This is a genomic window from Streptomyces pinistramenti (assembly GCF_020564935.1).
Taxonomy (GTDB): Bacteria; Actinomycetota; Actinomycetes; order Streptomycetales; family Streptomycetaceae; genus Streptomyces; species Streptomyces pinistramenti.
Genome location: NZ_JAJCXB010000100.1, coordinates 1 through 14,444, shown reverse-complemented (window position 1 = coordinate 14,444; position 14,444 = coordinate 1). Strand labels below are relative to the sequence as shown.

The following is a 14,444-nucleotide window of genomic DNA, read 5'->3' as shown; positions in this document are numbered from 1 at the left end:
GGGTTCGGGGGTGGGGGGAGCAGCAGGCAGCCGCAAGCGGTCGGCACTCCCCAAGCAAACAACAGGCAAACTTGCAAGTTTCCCTGTCGAATGCAGCTAGGGTGGCGGCATGCCGGACAAGGAACAGGAGCGCCTGGCGCACGATCTCGGCGCGACCGTGTCACAGCTGATGCGCCACCTGCGCGCCGCGTCGCCGCAGGGCGCGCTGACGCCCACCCAGCGGGCGGTGATCGCCCGTATCGACAGCGGCGGCCCCGCCACCACCGCCGCACTGGCCCGCGCGGAACTGGTACGCCCGCAGTCCATGCGGCTGACCCTCGGCGCGCTGGAGGAGAACGGCATCCTCGCCCGCAGCCCGCATCCCACGGACGGCAGACAGGTCGTCTTCTCGCTCACCGACGAGGGTCGCCAGGTGCTCGCGGAGGTCCGCCGGGCCAAGCAGGACTGGCTCGCGGTGGCCATCTCCGACCGGCTGACCGCCGACGAGCAGCGCACCCTCGCCACCGCGACGGAGCTCATACAGCGGCTGATGCCGTCGTGAGCGAGCCCGCGCGGACCGCCGCCGCACCGGCCGCAGACCGTCCGGACGCCGCCGTTCCCGACCCCGGCCGGGCCTTCGGCGCCCGCCTGATGACGCCGCTGCTGCTCGGCTCGCTGCTCAACCCCATCAACTCGACGATGATCGCCACCTCGCTGGTGGCCATCGGCCAGGACTTCCACGTCGGCGCCGCCGACACCGCCTGGCTGATCTCCGCGATGTACGTCGCCAGCGCCGTCGGACAGCCGTCCATGGGGCGCCTCGCCGACCGCCAGGGCCCGCGCCGGGTCTTCGTCGCCGGCGTCTTCGTGGTGTGCGCCGCGGGCCTGGTCGGGGCCCTCGCGCCGACCTTCGCCGTGCTGATCGCCTCGCGGGTGCTCCTCGGCATCGGCACCTCGGCCGCCTATCCCGCGGCGATGGCGATGCTGCGCGCCGAGTCGCGGCGGACCGGACGGCCCACGCCGCGCGCGGTGCTCGGCCGGATCTCGCTCGCCGCGCTGGCCAGTGCCGCCGTCGGCCCGACGCTCGGCGGGCTGCTCGCCGCGACGACCGGCTGGCGCGGGGTATTCGCCGTGAACGTGCCGCTCGCCCTGATCGCCCTGCTCTGCGCGCTGCTGTGGCTGCCGGCCGACGACCGCCGGACGCGTGCGGACGGTGCCGCGGCGCCCGGCGGCTCCCTCGACCCGTTCGGCATCGCCCTGTTCGCCGCGACGCTGACCTGCGCGATGTTCTTCCTGCTCCGTCTCGACCAGCCGCGCTGGCCGCTGCTCGCGCCGGTGGCCGTCCTGGCCGCCGTCCTGGTGTGGTGGCAGCTGCGGCATCCGCAGCCGTTCATCGACCTGCGGATGCTCGCCCGCAACGGCGCGCTCTCGCGCACCTACCTCCGCCACGGCCTCGCCTATCTCGTCATCTACTGCGTGCTCTACGGCTTCAGCCAGTGGCTCGAAGAGGCGCACGGCGCCTCGTCCTTCCACGCCGGCCTGATCATGCTGCCGATGTCCTGTGCCGCCGCCGTCTGCTCGGTCGCGGGCGCCCGCACGAAGGGCATCCGGGGCCCGCTGACCCTGGCGGCGCTCTGCCTGACCGCGGGCAGCGCGGTCTGCCTGCTGCTGAACGGCGCCAGCCCGCTGATCGCCCTGCTGTGTGCCGGAGCCCTCTTCGGCATCCCGCAGGGCCTGGCATCGACCGGCAACACGGCCGCTGTCTACGTCCAGGCCCCGGCCGACGGCGTGGGCGCGGCCGCCGGACTCCAGCGCACCGCCCAGTACCTCGGGGCGATCCTCGCCTCCAGCCTGATCGGTGTGCGGTACGGCCACCGGGCCACCGACGCCGGACTGCACGGGATCGCCGTGATCTGCGGGGTGCTCGGCGTGCTGCTGCTCGTCCTGACCCTGACCGACCGGGGACTGCGGACCCGCGGGACGGAGCCCCTGTGACCCGTCCGGCCGCACACCGGCCCCGGCCTTCCCTACCTTCCCTTCACCCGAATCCGAGGAGACACCCATGACCGCCACCACACTCGACGCGAAGACCGCGCTGGTCCTGATCGATCTGCAGAAGGGCATCACCGGCCTGCCCTGCGTCCACCCCACCGCCGAGATCGTCGAGCGCGGCGCCCGGCTGGCCGCCGCGTTCCGTGCGCGGGACCTGCCCGTCGTGCTGGTGAACGTCACCGGCGGCGCGCCGGGCCGTACCGAGGCCGGTATGCCGGGCGGCACCCTGCCCGCCGACTGGGCCGAGCTGGTGCCCGATCTTGACCGGCAGCCCGCCGACATCCTCGTCACCAAGCAGCAGTGGGGCGCCTTCCACGGCACCGGCCTGGACCTGGAGCTGCGCCGCCGTGGGGTGACGCAGGTGGTGTTCGCCGGCATCGCCACCAGCATCGGCGTCGAGTCCAGCGCCCGTGCCGCGCACGAGCACGGCTACCACGTCACGATCGCGACCGACGCGGTGACCGACATGGACGAGGCGGCGCACCGCAACAGCCTGGAGAAGATCTTCCCGCGGCTCGGCGAGACCGACACCACCGACGCGATCGTCAAGCTCCTCGGCTGACGTCCCCCGGCGGCGGCTCCGCGCCGGGGCCGCCGCCCGCGTGTGCCGGATGGCCCGCCGGGTGCCGCTCGTGCCAGCGCACGGCGTCCTGGAGCTGTGCGGCGAGCGAGATCAGCCGCGGTTCGCTGTGCCCGGGGCCGAGCAGCTGCGCGCCCAACGGCAGGCGGTCCGCGCTGAATCCGGCGGGGACGCTCACGCCGGGCCAGCCCAGGACGTTCCACGGCCAGGCGTAGGGGCAGGCCGCGATCATGGCCTGATCGGTGCGCGGGCCGCTGAGCCGGGCGAGGGTGCCGATCCGTGGTGGCGGCGTGGCGGTGGTCGGCGTCAGCAGCACGTCGTACCTGCCGAACAGGGCGCCGATACGCCGCTGTTGGCGCCCTTCGACGGCCCGCGCCCGGCGCAGGACCGACCCGCCGAGGAGGCGTCCGAGACGTGCCGACCCGCGCGTGCGGCGGTCCAGCAGGCGCCGGTCGGGGACGCGGGCCGCCCAGGCTCCGACCCCGGCCGTGGCGCGCGGGACGAAGGCCAGGCCGATCAGCCCGTAGTCCGGTTCGGCCTCCTCCACGAAGTGGCCGAGGCCGGCGAGGGTACGGGCGAGTGCGGTGACCGCGGCGCGTACGTCCGGGTGCAGCGGGGTGGGCAGGGCGGTGAACGGCGGCTTCCAGGACAGCGCGATCCGCAGCCTGCCGGGGTCGCGTCCGGCGGCCTCGCGGGCCGCGACCGGCGGCGGCCGGTGCAGGTCGCCGGGGTGGCTGCCGCTCGCCGCGTCCAGCAGCAGGGCCGCGTCCTCGACGGTGCGGGCCAGCGGGCCGATGGCCGTGATGCCCTCGAAGGATTCTGCATCCGGCCAGGTGGAGATCCGGCCGCGCTGCGGTTTGATGCCGACGAGGTGGGACCAGGCGGCGGGGATACGCACCGAGCCCGCGCCGTCGGTGCCGAGGGCCGCGGGCACCAGACCGGCGGCGACGGCCGCGGCCGAGCCGCCCGACGAGCCGCCGGGGGTGTGGCCGAGGTGCCAGGGGTTGCGGGTGTCGCCGAAGGCGGGGCCTTCGGTGAACGGCCACTGGCCCAGTTCGCAGGCGTTGGTCTTGCCGACGACGATCGCGCCCGCCGCGCGCAGCCGCCGTACGGCTTCCGCGTCGCGGGTCTTGGGCGGAAAATCGCCCGCGCAGCCGAACGCGGTCGGCTCGCCTGCCACGTCGGTGTCGTCCTTGACGGCGACCGGGACGCCCAGCAGCGGCAGCCGTTCGCCGGCCGCGAGCCTGCGGTCGGCGTCCTCGGCCTCGTCCGCCGCGGCCTCGGCGCGTACCCGCCGGAAGGCGTTGACGGTGTGTCCGGTGGCCTCGATGCGTTCCAGGGAGCGGCGGACCAGTGCGGCGGACGACACCTCGCCCGCCGCCAGTGCCGCGGCCTGCGCGGCGAGCCCTTCCCACTGTCCGTCAGCGGCCGGGGCGGTGCGGCGGTCGCGGCTCTCGTCGATGCTCACGGTGCGGTGCCTCCCTGGGCCTGTTCGTTCGAACAGACAGTCCCAGGAGGCTATGCGCCGCTGCCGGGGCCCGGCAACGACGCGCCCCGGTGGGTCGCGCCGTTGCCGGACGGTGGCGGGAGATGTCCGTTACGAGTGCCGGACCACCATCGCCGAGCCGCCGCCGCGCCGCACCTTTTCGGCCGCCGCGAGCCAGCGGCCGCCGGGCAGCGGCTGCACGCCGGTCGCCGCGCCGATCTCCGGGTTCTGGCTGAACTTGTGTCCGATGGCTTCGAGTTGTCCACGCAGCGGGCTGTTCCACAGGCCCGGTTCGAGTTCGGTCGTCGCGGCGTTGCGCTGGCTGGCGCGCGGCGCGGCGATGGCGTCGACCAGCGGCATCCCGCGGTCCAGATAGTTGACGAGGGTCTGGAGCACGGTGGTGATGATGGTCGCGCCGCCCGGCGAGCCGAGCGCCACCACGGGCTTGCCGTGCCGCAGCACGATCGTCGGCGAGATGGACGAGCGCGGCCGCTTGCCGGGGCCCGGCAGATTCGGGTCGTGCACGCCTGGTGTGATCGGCGCGAACGAGAAGTCCGTCAGCTCGTTGTTGAGCAGGAACCCGCGGCCGGGGACGACGATGCCGCTGCCGCCGGTCTGCTCGATGGTGAGGGTGTAGGCGACGATGTTGCCCCACTTGTCGGCGACGGTGAGGTGGGTGGTGTTCTCCCCCTCGTACGTCGTCGGGGACGCCTTGCCGGCGGAGCCGCAGCGGCGGGGGTGGCGCGGGTCGCCGGGCGCGAGCGGGCTGGGGAGCACCGCGTCGTCCTTGATCAGGCACTCGCGGGCATCGGCGAACCGCTGCGAGGTGAGGCCCTTGACCGGTACGTCCTCCTGGGCCGGGTCGCCGACCCAGCGGCCGCGGTCGGCGAAGGCGATCCGGCTCGCCTCGATGTAGCGGTGCAGGTACTGCTTCTCGCTGAGCCGCGAGAGGTCGGTCTTCTCCAGGATGTTGAGGGCCTCGGCGACGCTGGTGCCGCCGGACGAGGTCGGCGCCATGCCGTAGACGTCGAGGCCGCGGTAGGAGGTGCGGGTGGGCGCCTGGCTGAGCGCCTCGTACCTGCGCAGGTCGTTCCTGGTGAGGTCGCCGGGGCGCACCGTGCGGTCGGCGCCGGGACGCACCGGGGGCTTGCGGACGGTGCGGACGATGTCCTTGCCGAGCGCGCCGTCGTAGAGCGTGCCGACGCCCTTCCTGGCCAACTCACCGTAGGTGCGGGCCAGATCGGGGTTCTTGATCGTCGAGCCGACCTCGGGCAGCTTGCCGCCGGGCAGGAACAGGTCGGCGGTGGCGGGGAAGTCGCGGAAGCGCGCTTCGTTGTCCGCGGTCTGCTGCCGGAAGGTCTTGTCGACGGTGAAGCCGTGCGCGGCGAGCTTCTGCGCGGGCCGCAGCACCTGCCCGAGCGACCGGCTGCCCCACTTGTGGAGGGCGGTGTCCCAGGTGGCGGGGGTGCCGGGGGTGCCGATGCTCAGCCCGCTGGTGACGACGTCGGCGAACGGCAGCGGCTTGCCGTTCTCCAGGAAGAGGTCCTTGCCCGCGGAGCGCGGCGCCGTCTCCCGGCCGTCGAGGGTGCGTACCGACTTCGTCTTCGCGTCGTAGTAGACGAAGTAGCCGCCGCCGCCGACGCCTGCGGAGTACGGTTCGGTGACTCCGAGGGCGGCGGCGGTGGCGACCGCGGCGTCCACGGCGTTGCCGCCCTTCTTCAGCACGGCGATGCCGGCGGCCGATGCGTCGGCGTCGACGCTGGAGACGGCGCCGCCCGAGCCGATGGCGAGGGGGGTCTTGGCCGGGGTGCCGGTGGATATGTCCTGGGCGGTGGGGTGTTGCTGCGGTGGCGCTGACTGGGCGGCGGCCGGGACCGCCACCAGGGAGCCGGCCAGCACGGCCACGGTTCCCAGGACGGTGAGGCGTCGGACATGGGACATACGGAAATTTCCTCCAAGCGCGCGGTACGCGGGTGGCCGGAGCCTACTCGTGGTGTCCGCGTGATGACAGAGGGGTGGACCGTATGGACATCTACCGGACACACAAGGCATGTGCCTGCCTTTGAGGCCACACATCCCGCCCGCGCGGTTTGTCTCGGCCATCCATGGAGCGCCGGACCCGGACAAGGCCGCCCATCCGACCCACCGCGCTCGAACACACACCCGGACAGCCGCTACGCTCCCCCGCCATGGACGACATCCTGCTCCTTCTGGCCTCAACGGCCGGCGCGCTCGTCATCGGCCTGGCGGCCGGCTGGGCCGCGCAATCGGCGGCGGCCCGCCGGAAGCTGACCCGTGAACAGAGCTTCTTCGGGCTGCCCGACGGCTCGGAGTGCGTCCTGGTCACTCACCGGGACAGCGCATCGGCCCACTGGAGCATCCCGCGCCACGACGCGCTGGCGCTGCTCGGCCTGGCCGCGGTGATCGAGAACTGCGGGGCGCATCCGGAGGTCGCCCCGCACGACACCGGGCTCCAGGGCTTCGGCGCCCGCACCGAGTTCTGCGTCGGCGACCCGACGGCACACCGCAGGCTCGCCGCCCACCTGGCCAGCCTGCTGCCGGGGGTCACGGTGCACCCGGGCGACGCGACCGGCGCAGGCCGCGGCACGTTCACCATCGGCGGCACGGCGTACCCGGTGGAGCCGGGCGCGGTCGAGTACGTCCTGCTGGCTCGGCTGACCGCGGGCGAAGGCGACCGGCCGGTGTTCCTGGCGGCGGGACAGCGCCCGGTCACCCACCGGGCCGCGGTCCGCCACCTGGTGAAGAACCGCGCGCGGCTGGCCCGCAGGCACGGCGCCGACGGACAGTTCTGCGTCCTGCTGAAGGTGGTCAACTCGCAGGCGTACGGGCCTGACGTGGTCGAGGTCGTCGCGGACGTCACCAAGGCGGCGACGGCGCCCGCCGAGCCGAAGGGGCACCGGGCGGCGGCCTGACCCGCCGGGCACCGCACATGTAGCGCCGGGCCGCCCGCCGATGGCCCGGCACGGCGGGCAGGCACCCCGGGCTTCTGCCAAGCTCGATGGCATGATCGCTGAGCTCCGCTCGACCGTGCTGCGCTGGACCGGTGCACTGCCGGTCCTCTCGGCCATCCTGCTGGCCCTGACCTGGGGCAGATCGCTGCCGGCCGCGCTGGTCGCCGTGGTGTCCTGCTTCCTGGCGGGATCGGTGCTGGCGGCCGTGCACCACGCCGAGGTGATCGCGCACCGGGTGGGCGAGCCGTTCGGCTCCCTGGTGCTCGCGGTGGCGGTGACGATCATCGAAGTGGCACTGATCGTCACCCTGATGGCCGACGGCGGCGACAACAGCAGCGCGCTGGCCAGGGACACCGTCTTCGCCGCGGTGATGATCACCTGCAACGGCATCGTCGGGCTGAGCCTGCTGGTCGGCGCGCTCAAGCGGCGGGTCGCGGTCTTCAACGCCGAGGGCACCGGCGCCGCACTGGCGACGGTCACCACCCTGGCCGGCCTGAGCCTGGTCCTGCCGCGGTTCACCACCAGCGGCTCGGAGGCGCAGTTCTCGCCCCCGCAGCTGATCTTCGCCGCGCTGGCCGCGCTGGTGCTGTACGGCATGTTCGTGACGACCCAGACCGTCCGGCACCGGGACTACTTCCTGCCGGTGACGACGTCGGGCCGGGTGGTCGACGCCGAGGACCATGCCGATCCGCCGTCGTCACGGGTCGCGCTGACCAGCCTGGTGCTGCTGGCGCTGGCCCTGATCGCGGTGGTCGGGCTGGCCAAGGCGGTGTCGCCGACCATCGAGTCGGGGGTGGCCGCCGCCGGGCTGCCGTCCTCCGTCGTCGGGATCGTGATCGCGCTGCTGGTGCTGCTGCCCGAGACCATCGCGGCGGTCCGCGCGGCCCGCCGTGACCGGGTGCAGACCAGCCTCAACCTCGGCCTCGGCTCGGCGATGGCGAGCATCGGCCTGACCATTCCCGCGGTCGCCGCCGCCTCCGTCTGGCTGCCGGGGCCGCTGGAACTGGGGCTCGGGGCGACCCATATGGTGCTGCTCGCGCTGACCGTCGTGGTGGGCACCCTGACGGTCGTCCCGGGCCGCGCCACTCCCCTCCAGGGTGGCATCCACCTGGCGCTGCTGGCCGCATACATCGTCCTCGCGGTCAGCCCCTGAGCCGCCGCACACCGGGCCGCCGCGCGCTGCGGGCCGTTCGGGTGCGGCACCGTCGCCCCGGGGCGTCAATGCCGTTCCGGCCGGTGGCCGCGTGAGAGCACAGGGATGTGCAATCCGATAACCACACAAATACGCGCCGGATGTTCCTGCGAGGCGCCGTCGTGGTGGGTGTGCTCTCCGCGAGCCGCCTGCTGCCGGCCCCTCTCGCCCACACCCCGCAACCCGCCATGGACCACAAGGGCGCGGCCGGACCCGAGCCGCACCCTGCGGCCCGCGCGCCCGGCACGGCCGTCCCCGCAAGCGCACCGGACGGCTACCGGCTGCGCCCGATCGCCGGGGAGACCGCACTGTCGGGGCCCGGCGCCGCACCGCCCCGCGCCGACGTGACGTTCACCCTGCCGACCCACACCCGTGAGATCGCGCTGACCTTCGACGACGGTCCCGACCCGCGCTACACCCCCGAAGTGCTGCGGGTGCTGCGCCGGCACGGCGCCCAGGCCACCTTCTTCGTCGTCGGCGAATGCGCCACGGAACATCCAGGACTGCTGCACGCCATCGCCGGCGAGGGGCACGTCGTCGCCAATCACACATGGACCCATCCGCAGCTCACCAAGCTCCGCCCGGCCGCGGTGCGCAGCGAACTGGGCCGCACCAGCAGCGTGATCGAGGAGACGCTGGGGGTCGCGCCGGCGCTGGCCCGCGCCCCGTACGGCGACTGGGACGCGGCCGCGCTGGGCATCTGCAACGGCCTGGGCATGTCGCCGGTCGGCTGGTCGGTCGACTCGCAGGACTGGACCCGTCCCGGATCCCGCCGGATCGCCTCCACGGTCATGGGCGAGATGCAGCCGGGGGCGATCGTGCTGTCCCACGACGGCGGCGGCAACCGCTCGCAGACCGTCAGCGCGCTGGAGTGGTACCTGCCACGCCTGCTGGACCAGGGCTACACACCGGTCCGCCTACGGCCCTGAGAAGACGCCCGGCGAGAGTGCGATGCAAGGGTCCGATGAGTGCGATACGAGAGTCCGATACGCGTGACAGTTGTCACGTATAGCCCTGATTGCCCCCACAATGGTTTACCGTTCAATTGGAAGCGGACGTCCGCTTCCCCCAGAGCCGCCCCGGCTGGATTCCCCCGTCCGGCCGGGGCTTCCCTTTGTCCCGACCCGCTCACCGCAGATGCGACGCCCCGTTCACGTCCAGGACCGTGCCCGACGTCCACACCGCGCCGGGCGAGGCCAGATAGTGCACCGCCGACGCCACCTCGTCCGGCGTCGCGACCCGGCCGAACGGGCTCTGCGCCCGCACCTCGTCCGTCAGCCGGTCGGCGACCCGCTCGGTCGCCACGAATCCCGGCGCCACCGAGGCGACCGCGATGCCGTACGGCGCCAGATGCACTGCGAGCGACTGGCCCATGGCATGCAGCCCCGCCTTGGACGCCCCGTAGGCGGGGTGGTCGGGCTCCCCGCGGAACGCGCCGCGCGAGCCGACGTTGACGATCCGTCCCTGCACCGCCCGGTCGATCATGTTCCGCGCCGCGCAGTAGCTGACGTGCGCCGCCCCCAGCAGATTCACGTCGCCGATCCGCCGCCAGGCGTCCCGCCAGTCGTCGAACGAGGTCTCGGCCAGCGGGTGCGGGCTGTTCGCGGCCGCGTTGTTGACCAGGACGTCGACGCCGCCGAGGCCGTCCACGGCGGACGCCACCACGTCCGCGGCGCCATCCGGTGAACTCACATCGCCCCGCACCAGCACGTGTCCCGTGCCCGCCAGCGCGCCGAACGCCTCCCGGGCGGCCTCCTGGCGCGAGGCGTAGTGCAGCGCGACCCGGTCGCCCTGTGCGGCGAACCGCTCGGCGACCGCCCGCCCGATGCCGCGCGACGCCCCGGTCACCAACACCGCACGGCTCATCGGGCGTTCCCCCGCCCCGTGGGCACCCGCCGGGTACGCCGCGTCGAAGGCTGCATGACCACGTCCTCACCTCGTCTCTTCCCGGCCGCCCGTGACTCCGGGCGGCCGTAAGGGATCGTAAAGGATCATCGTGGGGCGGCCACGGGCGAAGCGGGGGCGGGCGGCGGCCCGAGGTGCACGGTGCCGGATCGTGCCGGCCGCCGCCGGCCGTGGCCTCAGCCGATGAGCTTCTTCAGGTCGGCCGACACCTGTCCGACGTCCGGGAGGGCGAGGGCGGCGCGCTGCGCCCGGCGGACCCGGGTGGCGGTGGCACTGTCCGTCAGGATGTCCCGGCAGGCCGCCGCGAAGGCGTCGGGGCCGAGGTCGGCCAGCTGCCGGCCCAGGCCGAGTTCCTGCACCCGCTCGGCGTTCTGCGGCTGGTCGCCGAAGTTCGGCACCACCGCCATCGGCGTGCCCGTACGCACCGCCTCCCGGATGCTGTTGTAGCCGCCGTGCGTGACGAACAGGTCGACGCACTCCAGCAGCAGCGGCTGCGCGATCCGGTCGGTGAGGTGGACGTGCGGAGCGGGCTCGATGCCGTCGAGCAGGATGCCGCCGGTCGCCACGATCGCCGTGCAGTCCAGCTGCGACAGCCCGGCGACGGCCGCCCGCAGCATCACCGCCGGATCGGTCATGCCGTCCGGCAGCGGCGCGCCCTCGGGCAGCACGGTCTGGAGCATCGGCAGCGCGGTGCCGACGGCGGCGAACACCAGAGGCCGGTCCGCGGGCAGCCGGGTCACCCAGTCCGGGAGGCCCGCGGTGCGGTCCACGAGGGTGGTCTGGCGGTAGGACAGCACGGTGGCCGGATAGCGACTGAAGGAGTACTCGGCGGGCAGGTAGTCGAACCGGCCGTAGGGGTACAGCGAACCGGGCTCGTCCTGAACGGGCAGCCCCAGGCCCTGGCGCAGCCGGTTCATGCCGGGCAGCATGGCGGCCGGGTCGACCATGTTGACCAGGCCGGAGGGGATGGGCAGGTGCGGGATGCCGAGCTGCTCGGCGAGCAGGCAGGCGGCCACGTCCATGCCGTCACGGATGATGACATCGGGGCGCACCTCGCGCGCGACCTTCGTCAGCACCTCGTGCGAGGCGAGCGCATGGTCCCCCGTCAGCAGGCCGAGCATCTTGCGCACATGCGGGTCAAGACCGTCGTCCGCGGCGCTCTCGTCGGTGGCGGGTGCGTCGCCGGGGGCGGCGTCGGCAGGGGCGTCGGACGGCGGGATCATCGTGGGCAGGCAGATGTTCACGGTGACGTCGTCGTCGGCGAAGACCGGGGCGAGTTCGGCGGTCGAGGCCACCGTGACCTTATGTCCGGCCGCGGCCAGCGCGCGGGCCAGCGGGAGCAGGGCCCGGCCGTGGGACGGCGAACCGGTCGAGGTGCACAGGACACGCATGGGTTCCTCATTCTCTGGGCGATGGCCGTCCCGGCCGGGGGCCGCCATGGCCGGAAACCCCCCACTGCCGCCGGGCACGGGCGCCGCGCGGGCGTCCTGGCGTCGGCGAGCGGCGTCGCCGCAGTCCCCCTCCGCCGACCCGCACCGTGTATGACCGGTGACCTGATCACCGTAAGGAGAGCCTGGTCAGCGCGTCAACGCTCGCTGACAGCGCCCGGCGATATCGAGCCAAGAGCGACGGACCGCATCGCCTTGCGGGCGGTGGGCGGCGGGCCGCGAAGCCTGAATTGGCATTCCACATACCAATTCTATACGGTGGATTCGTGCGACTGACCAAGAGCACCGACATCGCGCTGCGCATCGCCATGCGCCTGGCCGTACTCGGCGACACCGCGGACGCGCCGACCACCCGCGAGGTGGCCGGCGCGGTCGAGGTGCCTTACACGCACGCCGCCAAGGTGGTCAGCAAGCTCCAGCACCTCGGCGCCGTCGAGGCGCGGCGCGGGCGGGGCGGCGGGCTGACCCTGACCGCCGCCGGCCGTACGGGTTCGCTCGGCCGGCTCGTGCGGCAACTGGAAGGCGTCGACGACGTGGTGGGCTGCGAGGACGATCCGCCGTGCCCACTGCGCGGCGACTGCCGCCTGCGCGGCGCCCTGCGCACGGCACAGGAGGCGTTCTTCGCCGCACTCGACCCGCTGTCGGTCGACGATCTGGTGGCGGCCCCCACCGGCCCCCTCCTGCTCAGCCTGACCTCCCACCCGCCGGACTGACCCCGGCACCCACCTCTCCTCAGCCACCACGACACACCCCTCTCCCACCCCACTCCCGCACACCCTTAAATGCGCATCTCACATACATATTTGTGCGATCGGATCCGGGTGCCCCCCAACCAAGAGTCCGGAGCCACCGATGCTGTCACCGAAGTCGGCCGATACCGTCCGCGCCACCCTCCCCGCCGTCACCGCCGCCATCGGCGACATCACCCCGCTCTTCTACGACAGGCTGTTCGCGGCCCAACCCGCCCTGCTGCGCGATCTGTTCAACCGCGCCAACCAGGCCAACGGCACCCAGCGGCAGGCGCTCGCCGGATCCATCGCCGCCTTCGCCGGGCACCTCCTGGAGCACCCGGACGACCGGCCCGACGCGCTGCTCACCCGGATCGCGCACAAGCACGCCTCCCTGGGGATACGCGAGGAGCAGTACCCCCTGGTGCACACGCACCTGTTCGCGGCCATCGCGGACGTGCTCGGCGACGCGGTGACCGACGAGGTCGCCGCGGCCTGGGACGAGGTGTACTGGCTGATGGCCCACGGACTGATCGCGGCGGAACGGCAGCTGTACACGGCGGCCGGCGCTCCGGACGGCCGGACCTGGCGCACGCACCGGGTGACCGGCCGCGTCCGGGAGACGGACGACGTCACGACGTTCCTGCTGCGCCCGCTCGACGGCGCTCCGGCGCCCGCGTCCCGGCCGGGACAGTACCTGTCCGTGCAGGTCGAACTCCCGGACGGGGCGCGCCAGATACGCCAGTACAGCCTGACCGGACAGCCGGACGGCGCGCTCCGCTTCTCCGTGAAGCGGGTGCCGGGCGGCCCGGACGGCGATCCGGCGGGCGAGGTCTCCGGCTTTCTGCACGACCACGTCCACGAAGGGGACCACCTGCGGGCGAGCGCCCCGTTCGGCGACGTGGTGCTCGACGAGGGCGAGGGGCCGCTGCTGTTCGCGACCGCGGGCATCGGCTGCACACCCGCCATCGGCATGCTCACCCATCTTGCCGCCACCGGCTCACGCCGCCGCATCATCGCCGCACACGCCGACCGCACCCCCGGAAGCCACCCCTACCGCGCCGAACTCCGGCGCCTCATCGGCACGTTGGCACACGCCGAAGCGGCGGTCTGGTACGAGCGGCCGGACGGCGCCGGCTCCCCGCACGACGACAGCACCGAAGGCCCCGCCGTCCGCTCCGGCCTGATGGACCTCACCCGCCTGCGGATTCCGGCCGGCACCGTCGCCCACCTCTGCGGCCCGGTGCCGTTCATGCGGTCCGTCCGCGCGCAGCTGCTGGCGTCCGGCGTGCGCGCGGCCGACATCCACCACGAGGTATTCGGGCCCGGCCAGGGACTGTGAGGACGGCCGGCGCCCGCCCGGAGGCCGGCAGCACGCCCGACGCGTCGGCGAACTCCACCGCGAGCAGCTCGAACCGGCGCCTGATGCGGCCGACCACCGCGGGGCCCCGGCTGTTCACCGTCCGCCCGATGGTGGCCGCCACGGCCGCGGGCCCGCGCCACCACTCGTCCGGCGTCGCACGGTGATTCCAGGACAGCGTCCGGCAGCCGGACGCCACCAGCCCCGCCGCGTCCAGCAGGCCGGTCAGGCCGCCCTCGGACCGCGGGAAGTCGTCATCGGGCGCGAGGGCGGGCAGGTGCGCCGGGCGGGTGACGCCCACACGGTCAGCGCGATCCGCCCGCCAGGACGCGTCACCCGGCACAGCTCGGCCGGCGCCTGGCGCGACCGGCCGACGTGGTTGAGCACGAAGTTGCCGACGCCCGCGTCGAACGCGGCGTCGGGTACGGGAGATGGCGCAATGCGGCGAGGCGGACGTCGGCGGCGGGGACGGCAGCGGCCGCCAGCCGGACCATGTCAGGTTCGGCGTCCATACCACTCACCCGCGCACCGCACGCCACGGCTGCGGCCGCGGCCACTCCTGTCCCGGTGCCGGCATCGAGCACCCGCACCTCCTCGCCGGCCCCGGCCGCCTCCAGCAGCGCGGGCACCGTACGAGCACAGAGCTGCCCGAAACCCGCCACGTACGCCTCACCCTGACCGGCCCAGGCCGCCCACTCCCGTCGAACCGCGTCTGCGACACCCCTGCCCCTGCCCCCGGCCC

13 protein-coding genes and 1 pseudogene are annotated in these 14,444 nt (G+C 73.8%); 9 read left to right on the top strand and 5 right to left on the bottom strand.

Features of this window, described 5'->3' with window-relative positions; all coding sequences use genetic code 11:
• The first annotated feature begins 109 nt into the window (after positions 1-109).
• The 3 genes from LIU39_RS33690 to LIU39_RS33680 all read left to right on the top strand — a co-directional run bounded on the left by LIU39_RS33690 (position 110) and on the right by LIU39_RS33680 (position 2,593).
• Positions 110-541 carry a MarR family winged helix-turn-helix transcriptional regulator gene (locus LIU39_RS33690; RefSeq protein WP_227050785.1) on the top strand — a complete coding sequence of 144 codons (432 nt, stop codon included), beginning with the start codon at positions 110-112 and terminating at the stop codon, positions 539-541.
• The gene (locus tag LIU39_RS33685; protein WP_227050784.1) at positions 538-1,974 is read left to right on the top strand and encodes an MFS transporter; all 1,437 of its coding nucleotides are present in this window, start codon (positions 538-540) and stop codon (positions 1,972-1,974) included. The genes LIU39_RS33690 and LIU39_RS33685 overlap by 4 nt, the downstream gene beginning before the upstream one ends.
• Positions 1,975-2,041: 67 nt before the next feature.
• Complete coding sequence (locus LIU39_RS33680; RefSeq protein ID WP_227050783.1) at positions 2,042-2,593, top strand: isochorismatase family protein; 552 nt, start codon at positions 2,042-2,044, stop codon at positions 2,591-2,593.
• On the opposite strand, the gene LIU39_RS33675 is transcribed toward LIU39_RS33680, so the two are convergent.
• Together LIU39_RS33675 and ggt are read right to left on the bottom strand one after the other, a co-directional pair.
• The gene (locus LIU39_RS33675; protein WP_227050782.1) at positions 2,577-4,079 is read right to left on the bottom strand and encodes an amidase; all 1,503 of its coding nucleotides are present in this window, start codon (positions 4,077-4,079) and stop codon (positions 2,577-2,579) included. The genes LIU39_RS33680 and LIU39_RS33675 overlap by 17 nt on opposite strands.
• A 129-nt stretch (positions 4,080-4,208) precedes the next feature.
• Positions 4,209-6,038 carry a gamma-glutamyltransferase gene (ggt, locus tag LIU39_RS33670; RefSeq protein WP_227050781.1) on the bottom strand — a complete coding sequence of 610 codons (1,830 nt, stop codon included), beginning with the start codon at positions 6,036-6,038 and terminating at the stop codon, positions 4,209-4,211.
• 248 nt (positions 6,039-6,286) lie between these two features.
• On the opposite strand from ggt, the gene LIU39_RS33665 reads away from it, so the two are divergent.
• From LIU39_RS33665 to LIU39_RS33655, 3 genes are all read left to right on the top strand, one after another.
• Positions 6,287-7,030 carry a hypothetical protein gene (locus tag LIU39_RS33665; RefSeq protein ID WP_227050780.1) on the top strand — a complete coding sequence of 248 codons (744 nt, stop codon included), beginning with the start codon at positions 6,287-6,289 and terminating at the stop codon, positions 7,028-7,030.
• Between the two features lie 91 nt (positions 7,031-7,121).
• Positions 7,122-8,222 carry a calcium:cation antiporter gene (locus LIU39_RS33660; protein WP_227050779.1) on the top strand — a complete coding sequence of 367 codons (1,101 nt, stop codon included), beginning with the start codon at positions 7,122-7,124 and terminating at the stop codon, positions 8,220-8,222.
• Between the two features lie 140 nt (positions 8,223-8,362).
• A complete protein-coding gene (locus tag LIU39_RS33655) occupies positions 8,363-9,190 on the top strand; it encodes a polysaccharide deacetylase family protein (protein ID WP_227050778.1) in 828 nt (275 codons plus the stop codon).
• Between the two features lie 199 nt (positions 9,191-9,389).
• Here the strand turns inward: LIU39_RS33655 and LIU39_RS33650 are convergent, their stop codons facing one another.
• Entirely contained in the window at positions 9,390-10,127 is a 738-nt protein-coding gene (locus LIU39_RS33650; protein ID WP_227050777.1) for an SDR family NAD(P)-dependent oxidoreductase, read from the bottom strand.
• 215 nt (positions 10,128-10,342) lie between these two features.
• Positions 10,343-11,557: a glycosyltransferase gene (locus LIU39_RS33645; RefSeq protein WP_227050776.1), complete on the bottom strand. Its 1,215-nt coding sequence runs from the start codon at positions 11,555-11,557 to the stop codon at positions 10,343-10,345.
• Between the two features lie 323 nt (positions 11,558-11,880).
• Between LIU39_RS33645 and LIU39_RS33640 the strand changes: the two genes are divergently transcribed.
• The 3 genes from LIU39_RS33640 (at position 11,881) to LIU39_RS33630 (ending at position 13,869) form a co-directional block, all read left to right on the top strand.
• Positions 11,881-12,327 carry an RrF2 family transcriptional regulator gene (locus LIU39_RS33640; RefSeq protein ID WP_227050775.1) on the top strand — a complete coding sequence of 149 codons (447 nt, stop codon included), beginning with the start codon at positions 11,881-11,883 and terminating at the stop codon, positions 12,325-12,327.
• 139 nt (positions 12,328-12,466) lie between these two features.
• Positions 12,467-13,684 carry a globin domain-containing protein gene (locus LIU39_RS33635; protein ID WP_227050774.1) on the top strand — a complete coding sequence of 406 codons (1,218 nt, stop codon included), beginning with the start codon at positions 12,467-12,469 and terminating at the stop codon, positions 13,682-13,684.
• Positions 13,681-13,869, top strand: a complete 189-nt coding sequence (locus tag LIU39_RS33630) for a hypothetical protein (RefSeq protein ID WP_227050773.1) — start codon at positions 13,681-13,683, stop codon at positions 13,867-13,869. The genes LIU39_RS33635 and LIU39_RS33630 overlap by 4 nt, the downstream gene beginning before the upstream one ends.
• Positions 13,870-13,927: 58 nt before the next feature.
• Here LIU39_RS33630 and LIU39_RS33625 read toward each other — a convergent pair.
• Positions 13,928-14,241: pseudogene (locus LIU39_RS33625) on the bottom strand (class I SAM-dependent methyltransferase).
• Positions 14,242-14,444: the final 203 nt, after the last annotated feature.

Coding starts and splice junctions, on each gene's coding strand:
- LIU39_RS33655 (WP_227050778.1), top strand. CDS start 8,363: ATGTTCCTGCGAGGCGCCGTCGTGGTGGGTGTGCTCTCCGCGAGCCGC.
- LIU39_RS33635 (WP_227050774.1), top strand. CDS start 12,467: ATGCTGTCACCGAAGTCGGCCGATACCGTCCGCGCCACCCTCCCCGCC.
- LIU39_RS33665 (WP_227050780.1), top strand. CDS start 6,287: ATGGACGACATCCTGCTCCTTCTGGCCTCAACGGCCGGCGCGCTCGTC.
- ggt (WP_227050781.1), bottom strand. CDS start 6,038: ATGTCCCATGTCCGACGCCTCACCGTCCTGGGAACCGTGGCCGTGCTG.
- LIU39_RS33690 (WP_227050785.1), top strand. CDS start 110: ATGCCGGACAAGGAACAGGAGCGCCTGGCGCACGATCTCGGCGCGACC.
- LIU39_RS33680 (WP_227050783.1), top strand. CDS start 2,042: ATGACCGCCACCACACTCGACGCGAAGACCGCGCTGGTCCTGATCGAT.
- LIU39_RS33650 (WP_227050777.1), bottom strand. CDS start 10,127: ATGAGCCGTGCGGTGTTGGTGACCGGGGCGTCGCGCGGCATCGGGCGG.
- LIU39_RS33645 (WP_227050776.1), bottom strand. CDS start 11,557: ATGCGTGTCCTGTGCACCTCGACCGGTTCGCCGTCCCACGGCCGGGCC.
- LIU39_RS33660 (WP_227050779.1), top strand. CDS start 7,122: ATGATCGCTGAGCTCCGCTCGACCGTGCTGCGCTGGACCGGTGCACTG.